This window comes from Pollutimonas subterranea, assembly GCF_002849655.1.
GTDB lineage: Bacteria > Pseudomonadota > Gammaproteobacteria > Burkholderiales > Burkholderiaceae_B > Pollutimonas > Pollutimonas subterranea.
In genome coordinates this window covers 1-10,631 of the sequence record NZ_PDNW01000039.1, presented here as the reverse complement: position 1 = coordinate 10,631, position 10,631 = coordinate 1, and the positions used below count along the sequence as shown (strand labels likewise).

Sequence of the window (10,631 nt, the reverse complement as noted above, 5' to 3'; positions counted from 1 at the left end):
TTAGGTGGCATCATTTTCCTGACGATTTGCTCTTTGAGCTCAGGGCTATAGGCGGACATGAAAACACTCCAACCGCCCCCTCATCTATTAGGTTCAAGTGACCGGACATCTATTGTGACAGAGGGGGGGGACGCTGTAGCGATGGCCTTCGAGCTCGACGTGGTAGTCCACGTGTACGCGCACGGTCTTGAAGCGGGCGTACTCGTAGCGGGTGGCGGGCAACGCGTTCAGGGCCGGGGCGTCGATCGCTGCGAAGACGCTGGCACGGCTGCCGGGCAGCTTCTGGAAGGGACGCTCGTTCAACTCGGCCAGCAGCGGCAGGATCGCGCGGTTGGCGGCAGGCAGGTTCGCCAGGCGTGTATGGCGCAGGCGCGCCAGGATCCAGCGCTCCACGACCTGGACGGCGGACTCCACGCTCGCCTTATCCTGGGGGGTATAAGGCCGTGCCGGCAGCACCGAGCAGCCGTAGTGCTCAGCGAAGTCCAGTACCGTATCGCCCACGCGCGGCTCATAGCGGTCGGGCTGCGCGATGACGGCACGCGGGTTATCGGGCACGATCAGTTCAGGCGCCCCGCCCATGAAGTGCAAGGCCCCCGTCATGCCGGTGACCCAGTCAGTTGTCTTCTGCCCGGGCAAGGCGGCGGCGTAGGTGTAGTGCGAGGCGCCCATGGCCGAGACAAACACATTGGCCCGTGTCCCGTCAGCGAGTGCGAGCGTGGGGCCCGCGAAGTCCACGAACAACTTCTCGCCGGCGCGGTGTACCTGACGCATTGAGCGTTTGAGGGTCTTGGCGTAGCGGCGATACCGTTCGCAGAATTGGCTGTACTGCAGGGTGCGCCGACCCAGATGTTCGGCCTGGTACTCCTGCCACAGCAACATCAAGGTGACGCCCTTGCGCGAGAGCTCGCGGTGCATGACGGCGAAGTCGGGCAGCGCAGGCGCGACCTCGCCGCTACGGGCAGGGACCAGGCGTGCTTCGAGCGCCTGCTCGCTCATGGGCTCGATGGCCGACCAGTCAAGGCCGGCGGCGGTCGCCGCCGTGACGTACTTGGCCACAACCCCCTTGGAGACGCCCAGCGCCTGGGCACAACGCCGTTGCGAATAGCCCAAGGACAGGGCGTGATGGAGAATAGATTTAATCATGTGCGTTCTCAGCAGAGGCGGTGGCATGTGTGGGCTTGTCCAAAAAGCCCAACACACTACCGCACGGTTGAAGTCAACGCGTTGTTGCTCAACCCATCTTGAGACGCTGGTCACGACGGCCGGAACCAGTGACCACGAGTCCGGAATGGCTGGTCACGATGCCGGAATCAAAGAAAACCACCCTCCCGGCACGGAGTGGTCACGATCACCGGAATCGGTGGGCACGATGACCGGAATACGCACTTGACCGGCAATTCGATGTCGCCGCACCTAACACCGCCTGGGTGACCGACATCACGTACATCCGCACGTACGAAGGTTGGTTGTATCTGGCGGTGGTGGTCGACTTGTTCTCTCGCCAGGTCGTGGGCTGGTCGATGGATTCGCGCATGAGCAAGGACTTGGTTTTGCAGGCCTTGCTGGCTGCGGTATGGCGGCGCAAGCCAAAGCAAAGTGTCATGGTGCATTCCGACCAGGGCAGCCAATTTACGAGCTATGAATGGGCAGCGTTTCTGGCTACCCATAATCTACAACCGAGCATGAGTCGTCGCGGTAACTGCCATGACAATGCCGTTGTAGAAAGCTTTTTCCAGCTGCTCAAGCGCGAACGGATCAAACGGAAAATCTACAAAACCAGGGAGCTGGCACGCCAGGATATCTTTGACTACATCGAACTGTTCTACAACCCGATTCGTCGGCATGGTCACGCCGCGAACCTTTCGCCGGTAAACTACGAACGGCAATACTTTTCTGAGGCAACGAACTGTCTATAAAAGCCTGGCCGATTCATCTAAAGGTCCCGCTAGAAAGGTTGTGTATACCTAAATTTTGTAAACATCCTTTATCGACGTTAATTATCAAGCGCTTTAGACGGTTCACGATAGCTGTGTTCACTAAATTGCAAACAAGTACGGCTGATTTATTGCATTGTTTACACCCAACTACGGACTGCCTTGAAATAGAATCGACTTAAGCATCGTGCTCAAGCGTAAACGTTCGGGGCACATCATTTCAAGTGAAATTCTCTATATCGCTCCCGCAAGGCATCTATCGCTGGGCATAGACTACTTTTTGACGGCATAGTAGCAGTCTTATCATGGTATTGACGATAGGCATCACTTAGCGTCTCTGCACACAATATTCTCCACGTCCCGTGTTCGATCGTAATCAGTCCCTTATCGAACAAGGTATGAATATCTGATCTTAGAATAAGTCCGTTAGACACAGCATCTTGGCCATCAGCACTGTACGGACGCACATGCGCGGCTTCCAGAACCGCTAAATCCATACAGCCGGTCACAGCGCATTGAGAGCGATAAGCTTCTAGCAACGTATTACGAAACTTCGCCTGTCCCTGCCTGCGAAGAATGGACACCAGGATACGAGTGCGCGCCTCCTGCTCGGTTTGAGGCGATTTCTCTTGCTCTATTATTTCGCTTGCAAGGTCATACTCAGATAATTTCCAACGAGCAAAAGTCTCATATTTCCTCCACGCAGAACGCCAATTCGTAATGGTTTTTTTGCCGCCATCAACAAGATCAATTATGGAGTTCAGGCTCTGCCATAACTCATCGTCTTTTGATGCTAATGCGTTTTCGATTGTGACGCGAACTCCTGACCGTCTATCGACATGATTTAGGTACGAAAGATATTGCGAGGCAGAATTTGGGCTCAGCCCCGCTGTATCCATTAAATACCGTTTAAGTTCGTCTTTGAATTCAATTCCCATCGAGGCCTCTTCTTGTAAAAAGTTGGTAGTCACCGCTGAGCGACAAATTGATCGAAAGGTTGGATTTCAGTACTAATCAGTGAGGGCCCGACTACAACAGGCAGGCCGGTTCAAAGCTCACTTTTCCGTAGATTACATAATCAAACAGTCACCTCGCACTGCGATTCTATAAACTCAAACAAAGGCCGGAAAGGCTCGAAACTTTCATAGTTCAGTTGAGGCACGAACGTCTTCGCAAATTCAACCTTGTCGCCAACAAACTCAATTAACTCTCCACCACCAGATGTCGCCTTCTTTTGAAACCAAGTTCCAAGGAGTTCTTCCCTGAAAAAAAGCAGCTCAATTGATAAATGGGAATCGCTACCTTTTCCCCAAGGTTTTCCCGTCGGATCCAAAACTTGACGAGTCAATACTTCAACATCAGGGACGGGCAGCAGCATTGCGAAGTGACTATTGCATTTAAGTTGCTTTGATAACCCTTTGCGTGGGTCGGTCTCAAGCTCGCAACTTTTCTTAAGCCCATTCCAGTCATCAAATGCTTCGTCAAAATCGAAAAGAGCAAACATCGTTCGGCCTGGGAAGTTGACACCCAGCTCCTCGCGCGAAAATAGGTTTCTTAGGAAAATTCTATCAAAGGCGTTCTGCACTATAAAACCGCATTCCTTACCCGGATTCAACTTTGACCATGCTGTTTCAACGATCATCTCATCAGTGATACCCTCGGTGAACAGCACCGGGCAGGTGGTGCTTTTCAGCACCTGATTTATGCTTAGTCTTGCTTCGCCTTCTGAAAAGGCGATCAAGCCAGCCGATAGAAACCGAATAGCATCAGCCTTGGTTGCCTTGGTTAAGACAACCGCCGTTCCATCAAACTCAAAGAGACTGATGACGCCCTCGTTGGTACATGAGATTGTTGATGCACTATGGCTGCTCATCAAAACATGGCTGGCTTTGGCCGCTGCATCAGTGATGTCAAACACTTGCCGAAGGAAATCAAACTGCCACTCCGGGTGAAGGAACGCATCTGGTTCATCGAGCAAGATCAGGCAATTGCGGTCTTTGAACAGTTCAACGATCGAGTAGATATAAACCGACTGGAACTGACCGTCACTAAAATGTGCAATGCTTGCGTCAAGACCACTGGTCAAAATGAGCGGAACGGTGGTGTCCGATAGCATTCCGAGGATTTTCAAGTTATCGAACTGTCGAAATATATCCGACAAGGGCCAACCGGCAAACCGTTGCTGAAATAGTTCGATATTGATCGGAATTTTGTACTCATCTTCTCCGATGCTATAAACATTTCCATGATTAAACTCGCTCTTGATGCAGGAGACGAGATTATTCAGAAAGTCTCGCGTGATGCCGTCGGCGCCCCAATAATGGGTGCGTGGATCGAAATTTTCGATGCCATCCATCTCCAGCGCTTTCAATGCGCTTGTCGCAAAGGCCGGGCGCCGAAGTGTCAGCTGCATATCCAGGCCGACACTTGCGATACCCAGCTTATCGAAAATGAACTGCCGAGCCGTGTTTTCGGCTGGCTGAATTAGCAAGACCGCGAGCAACAACTGCTTGTAATCCGATCCAATACCAATAAAGCGGCGACTCTCATCAGGATTAGCGCCTTTGATGCGCCCACGGAATTTTGTTTCGTATTCCGCGACCAAACCAGACACTGTGGTGTTGTGTCCGGAGTAGTAAATCAAAACGTTATCGGGAAATGGTGTCTGTCCAAGCGTCTTGCGGTCTTCGTCCTTGTTAATGCGCAGCTTGCCAGCCTTCCATTCAATTTCGGGGTCTTGTCCTTCGATCTCGTAACTCAGGCGGTAATCGAAGGCGATGTCATTACCCGCGCGACCGAGTTGATCAAGGTGACGAAATATCTCGATCAGCGCTTCAAATAGATTCGATTTTCCGCTGCCGTTTTTACCGACAAATACATCGATGAAGCTCATGCCATCGAAATTCAGCGTGAAGTCTTTAAGGTTTTTGTACTGGCTGATGAAGACTGATTTTAGGCGCATGGCAGCTCGCTCACACGTCCGCCATTACGGCATTCAACAATTCGGATTGCTTACAGGTGGCTGCGGTAATCTGCTGGTCGAGTGTGCCGCACAGCACCATCAGTTGATCGATTTTTTCGACGATGCGGTGTTGTTCGGTGAGTGGGGGAAGAGGGATGAGCATTTCCCCAACATCGCTCAATCGAAAGCTGTTCTTTATGCCCCGTTGTGGCTCGTCAAATTGGAGTTTCGCCAAAGGCGATCTCATGAGTTCTGGAAAGTATCTGGTTCGGCATGAGGGCATAAACCGAAGTAAACATGTGTGCTGATTAATATAGGCATCACCAAAATTTGGTGGGATTAAACCTAGATTCCCGACATCACCAGTGATAGATATCAATAGATCGTTCTCTTCCAGTTTTGTTCTTGAACCTTCACCACTTGCTGGAGGATTTACATATCTGACATTGTCCATGCGTAACTGATAGCTTCCACGAGACAAGTTCCCCATAGTCACAAAAATCGCGCCGGAGTCTGAGATATAGGTTGCCCAATCACGAGAGCCCGAAGTTATCAATTGGGCAACATCCCGTACGCGTACCCACTCCCATCCATGCGGTAACGCATATGGGGTTTCTTCCTCCGTCACTGGTTTCAGTGGCTTCGGCGCTTTGATCTTGCCTTCTTTCACCAACCGCTTTTTCTCGGCCTCAATTTCTTTCAGTAATTCACTGGCGGGCGGGTCGTTGGGGTCTTGCGGAACCAACTTACCCATCATTGCCAGTTGCAAAATGGCTTTACGCAGTTCGACGACATTTTCTTTGACGGCATAAAGTTCACCGAAGTGCTGAGTAATAAAGACCCAGGCATCGTTAGTGCTACCGTTGTCAGTGGCATCAAGCAGTTGAGAGAGTGCGGCGGCATGAACAGCCAAGCGCTTTGCTTTCTGCGTGGCACGTAACTTTTCCAGCGCATCACAACGCGCCATTAGTTGGTCGATCTTAGCAACGATGCGGTGTTGCTCTGGCGCTGAAGGAAGGCCGACAACAATCTCTCCGATAGTTCCTTGGCTAATGGCAGGCACTGATGTCCCGGTTTGGTACTTAGAAAAATCAAAGCTTAACAAGAGCTGGTAGGCCCACTCTAAATCAACTAAAGAGTAGGGAGTAATGCCAAGGCAGTTATTGTCGATAACCGTCCGCTTTAGAAGAATGCGTCGTTTGTTGGTGGCAATGGCACCCCCAATTTTTGGGAATATGATTGTTCCCGGTTCACTGACACTTAGTTTGCTCGCTTTGGCAGTTTCTTCTGAAACAGAATTATTGGATGAAACGATAAACTTTTCATTGCCGGGTAAGTTCATGTCGCTTACCTTGCAAAGTAGAATCTTCTGGTCTGTTTCACCTTGAATGCTGTGAGGCAGCCCTGATCCAAGTGCCCAATATCCAATTTCAATAAGCCGCACCCACTGCCACCTTTGTGGCAACGCATACGGTTTTTCCTTTTCGGTCACAGGCGGCAGCAGTTTGGGTGCTTTGATCTTGCCTTCCTTCACCAGCCGCTTCTTCTCGGCCCCAATCTCTTTCAGCAGATTGCTCGCGGGCGGGTCGCTGGGATCTTGCGGCACCAGCTTGCCCTGCATCGCCAGCGTCAAGATCAGCTTGCGCAGCTTTTGAATTCCATCGGGCGCAGAAAACGCTGTGTCGAAGTGTTGCTCCAGCAGTTCCATTACAGCCCTCCGAGCGCGAGCATTAGCTCCGCCTTCAGCGCGCTCTGCGCCTCGGCCAGTTGACGGGTGATTTCCTGGTACTCCGCCATCAACTCAGCAGGATCGCGATGGTTCACTTCCACCACGTGGGGGTTCTTGCAATCCAGATTGTAGTTGCGTGCAGCGATATCGGCCGCAGAAACCTTCCAGGCGTTCCCAGTGATCTTGCGGCCCTTGCGGATGGGGCCACCCCACCACGCTTTTTCCAGATCGAATTCTTTAATGTCTAACGGTTTGGAGCGAGAGTAACTCTTGTAGCCATCCGGATAAGGATGTTCGAAAAACCAAACGTCTTTGGTCCGCTCACCCTTTTCGAAGAACAGCACATTAGTTGCGATACTGGTATAGGGTGCAAATACGCCCTTGGGCAGGCGAACAATGGTGTGTAGGTTGAACTCTTCCAGCAACTCGCGTTTCAGCGTTGTCTTGGCCCCCTCGCCAAACAGGAAACCATCGGGCAGCACGACGGCTCCGCGACCCGTGTCGTGCTTGAGCAAATGCATGATCAGTGCCATGAACAGGTCAGCAGTTTCGCGAGTCTGATACTTGCGCGGGAAATTGCTCTCGATGCCGTCCTCTTCCATGCCTCCAAACGGCGGATTAGTAAGGATGATATCAACTCGGTCCTTAGGGCCGTAGCCCTTGAGTGGACGGCTCAGGGTATTGTCATGACGGATATTGCTAGGCACATCAATACCGTGCAACATAAGGTTCGTCATTGCCAGCATGTGGGGCAATGGTTTCTTTTCCACCCCATGAATGCTGTCTTGTAGAGTCGTACGGTCAGCCGCCGTTTTGACCTGTGTTTTCAGGTGCTCAATGGTACAAGTGAGGAAGCCACCGGTACCGCAGGCGGGATCGAGCACGCTCTCGCCCAATTGCGGATTGAGAATATCCACCATGAACTGGGTAACCGCGCGTGGCGTGTAGTATTCACCAGCATTGCCAGCCGACTGGAGATCAGCCAGGATTTTTTCGTAGATCTCATTGAACAGATGTCGATCTGAAGACGAATTGAAATCGACATCTTCCTGAATGGTGTTGATCACCTGGCGTAGCAGAGTGCCAGATTTCATGTAGTTGTAGGCATCTTCGAAAACAGAGCCAACCACTTTTCCACTTGCAGACACACCTGCGGCGGTTGCCAGTTTCTTGAGTGAAGGAAACAGGTCGTTGTTGACGAAGTCGATCAGCTCGTCACCAGTGATCCCTTCAGCATCTTTTGCCCAATTGCTCCAGCGGAAACGGCTCTGAAGTGGCGACTTATAGCCAGGAATAGTGAGTTGCCATTCCTGCTCTTTATCATCAAATATTTTGAGGAATAGCAGCCAGACGATCTGGCTGATTCGCTGGGCGTCGCCATCAACGCCGACGTCCTTGCGCATGATGTCTTGAATGGTTTTTATCAGAGTGCCGATAGACATGAATGGTATTCCAGTAAGTTGTTTCTTATGCGCGTAGCTGTGATGGGCTATACAGCGCTTGTCCTAGCTCGTGCACGGCATGTTGGTACTGGTCCAACCCACCAAACGCGCGAATGATTTCCATGGGAGTGCCGAGGCTTGTGAAGGGGGCAATAGTGAGGATTTGTGTTTCCTCCATCGGACCAACACCTTCATCGGCGTATTTGTCCAGCAAGGCTTGCAATACGCGCTGGGCTTGTTCACCATAGCGGGTGAAATAGTCGCGCTTCTTGACCTGCTCTACGCGCTCCTTGCGAGTGAGTGGCGGCTGATCCCAAGCAACGTGGCAAACTAAATCGAATGGGTCAAATTCCTTGCCTGATTGGCGGCCAATCTCTTCTGCCAGGGCGTCAAAGAAAACCCCTTCGCTAGCCAACTCGTCGATGATAGCCTGCTTCTTGTCAGCACTATTCCAACGAAGTAAAAAATCATCCATGGAGCTAAATTCTTTTGCCAGCGCTTTTCGAGTGTAGTCCCTGAGAGATTCGGTAATCAGTTTTCCGTTGGCATCAAAGTACTGCACACGTTCCGATGCTACTTTGACGTCCACATTAGCGACGACATAACGACGAACGCCACTACCTTCTTCACCAGGGCTTGGTTCACCTATTCCTGTCCACGGCGACTCTTCCGCCGATGGATAGGTAGAACCATCGTCCGGTTGAGGAAGGGCATCATCGTCGGGGGGCACAGGCGATTCATCGCCCTTAGGTTCATAAATTTGTACTGGGTCGCCATCGAAATCAGGGTCGGCGAATAGCTCGGTCGCCTTCTTGAAATCAATGATGGTGAAATAGTACTTGTCATAGTCTTCATTGATACGTGTCCCACGGCCAATGATCTGTTTGAACTCAGTCATAGACTGAATACGCTGATCCAGCACGATGACCTTGCAGGTTTGCGCATCGACGCCAGTGGTCATCAACTTAGAGGTGGTGGCAATTACTGGGTACTTGGATTCGGGGAAAATGAAGTTGTCGAGTTCAGCCTTACCTTCTTCGTTGTCTCCCGTAATACGCATCACGTACTTGCTGTTTTTTGCGGCCAGGTCGGCGTTCTCGTTCACCAAGGCCTGGCGCATACGCTCAGCGTGGTCAATGTTGTCGCAGAAAACTATGGTTTTATCGAAGCGATTAGTTTGCTTGAGAAAGTCACTAATTTTTTTGGCAACCAACTCGGTACGCTTTTCCAGTACGAGGTTTTTGTCAAAATCTCGCTGGTTATAGATCCGATCCTCAATTTCATTACCGTTCTTATCGACCATACCCTTGTCTGGACGCCAACCGGTAAGGTCTTTATCTAGGTCGATGCGTACGACCTTGTAAGGAGCGAGAAAGCCGTCGTCGATACCTTGACGTAAAGAGTACGTGTAAATCGGATCACCGAAATAATCGATGTTAGAGACTTCTTTGGTTTCTCTGGGGGTCGCGGTCAAGCCGATCTGTGTGGCCGATGAGAAGTATTCGAGAATTTCGCGCCAAGCTGAGTCGGCTGCGGCGCTTCCTCGGTGACATTCGTCGATCACGATCAGATCAAAGAATTCGCGGCTAAACTGCTTGTAGATATTGCGTTCCTCTTCTGTACCGGTGATCGCTTGGTATAGAGACAGGTAGATCTCATACGACTTGTTGGCCTGCCGTTTCTGGATTTTAGTCATGGCCGAGCCAAAGGGCTTGAAGTCATTGGTCATGGTCTGGTCAACCAGAATATTCCGGTCAGCTAAAAACAAGATCCGCTTCTTAGCTTTGGATTTCCAGAGACGCCAGATGATCTGGAAAGCGGTATAAGTCTTTCCAGTTCCTGTTGCCATGACCAGCAGCAGACGGTTTTGACCCTTAGCGATAGCTTCTATCGTTTTATTAATGGCCAGCAGTTGGTAATAGCGCGGCGTTTTATTGCTGCCGTCGCTGTAGTAGTCCTGCGAGACAAGCTCACTTTGTTCGGTGTTTAAGCCAAGGTGATCAGCCCACCATCGCCACAGCACATCAGGACTTGGCAATTCATGAAGCGCCAACTCACGCTCAATCACGCCATCTTTGGCGATCTTGTTGTGAAATAAAAACCCGTCACCATTACTGCTGAACACAAAGGGCACCTGCAGCATTTCGGCATAGCCCAACCCCTGTTGCATCCCATCGCCCAACGAGTGCTTGTTGTCTTTTGCCTCAATAACTGCAATGGGTATGTTGAGCTTGTGGTGTTAATGGCCAATTAAAATGACCCACTAATGGCCAATAGTTTTGACCCACCTGACGGTGGCTGCAAAGCCATGAAACGTGTAGCGTTCCTGCCATATAAAAGACAACGGGAGCGCGTCAGTGAAGGAGTGGGTAGTGATACACAAGATCAAAGGGCTGTATGACCGGGGCAAGGGGCTGTCGATCCGTGCCATTAGTCGGGAACTGAGCATCTCGCGCAATACGGTGCGTAAGTATTTGCAGTTGGAAGAGAAGCAAATCAGCGCCTACAAGGATGACGGGTCGCGCCACAAGCACCTGGACGCGCATCGGGATTTTCTGATCCAC

4 protein-coding genes and 4 pseudogenes are annotated in these 10,631 nt (G+C 51.2%); 2 read left to right on the top strand and 6 right to left on the bottom strand.

Annotated elements, in window-relative coordinates; all coding sequences use genetic code 11:
• Positions 1-126 precede the first annotated feature (126 nt).
• Positions 127-1,170: pseudogene (gene istA / locus CR159_RS20970) on the bottom strand (IS21 family transposase); the annotation flags it as partial.
• A gap of 215 nt (positions 1,171-1,385) precedes the next feature.
• Here istA and CR159_RS20965 point away from each other — a divergent pair.
• Positions 1,386-1,916, top strand: a pseudogene (locus CR159_RS20965) (IS3 family transposase); the annotation flags it as partial.
• A 233-nt stretch (positions 1,917-2,149) separates the two neighbouring features.
• On the opposite strand, the gene CR159_RS20960 reads toward CR159_RS20965, so the two are convergent.
• From CR159_RS20960 to hsdR, 5 genes and pseudogenes are all read right to left on the bottom strand, one after another.
• A complete protein-coding gene (locus tag CR159_RS20960) occupies positions 2,150-2,872 on the bottom strand; it encodes an HNH endonuclease (protein ID WP_102075886.1) in 723 nt (240 codons plus the stop codon).
• 140 nt (positions 2,873-3,012) lie between these two features.
• Complete coding sequence (locus CR159_RS20955) at positions 3,013-4,896, bottom strand: AAA family ATPase (protein ID WP_102075884.1); 1,884 nt, start codon at positions 4,894-4,896, stop codon at positions 3,013-3,015.
• A gap of 10 nt (positions 4,897-4,906) precedes the next feature.
• Complete coding sequence (locus CR159_RS20950) at positions 4,907-6,604, bottom strand: restriction endonuclease subunit S (RefSeq protein ID WP_102075883.1); 1,698 nt, start codon at positions 6,602-6,604, stop codon at positions 4,907-4,909.
• Positions 6,604-8,067, bottom strand: a complete 1,464-nt coding sequence (locus CR159_RS20945) for a type I restriction-modification system subunit M (RefSeq protein ID WP_102075882.1) — start codon at positions 8,065-8,067, stop codon at positions 6,604-6,606. Before CR159_RS20945 ends, CR159_RS20950 begins: the two co-directional genes overlap by 1 nt.
• A 25-nt stretch (positions 8,068-8,092) precedes the next feature.
• Positions 8,093-10,303, bottom strand: a pseudogene (hsdR, locus tag CR159_RS20940) (EcoAI/FtnUII family type I restriction enzme subunit R); the annotation flags it as partial.
• 136 nt (positions 10,304-10,439) lie between these two features.
• Between hsdR and CR159_RS20935 the strand changes: the two are divergent.
• Positions 10,440-10,631: pseudogene (locus tag CR159_RS20935) on the top strand (HTH domain-containing protein); the annotation flags it as partial.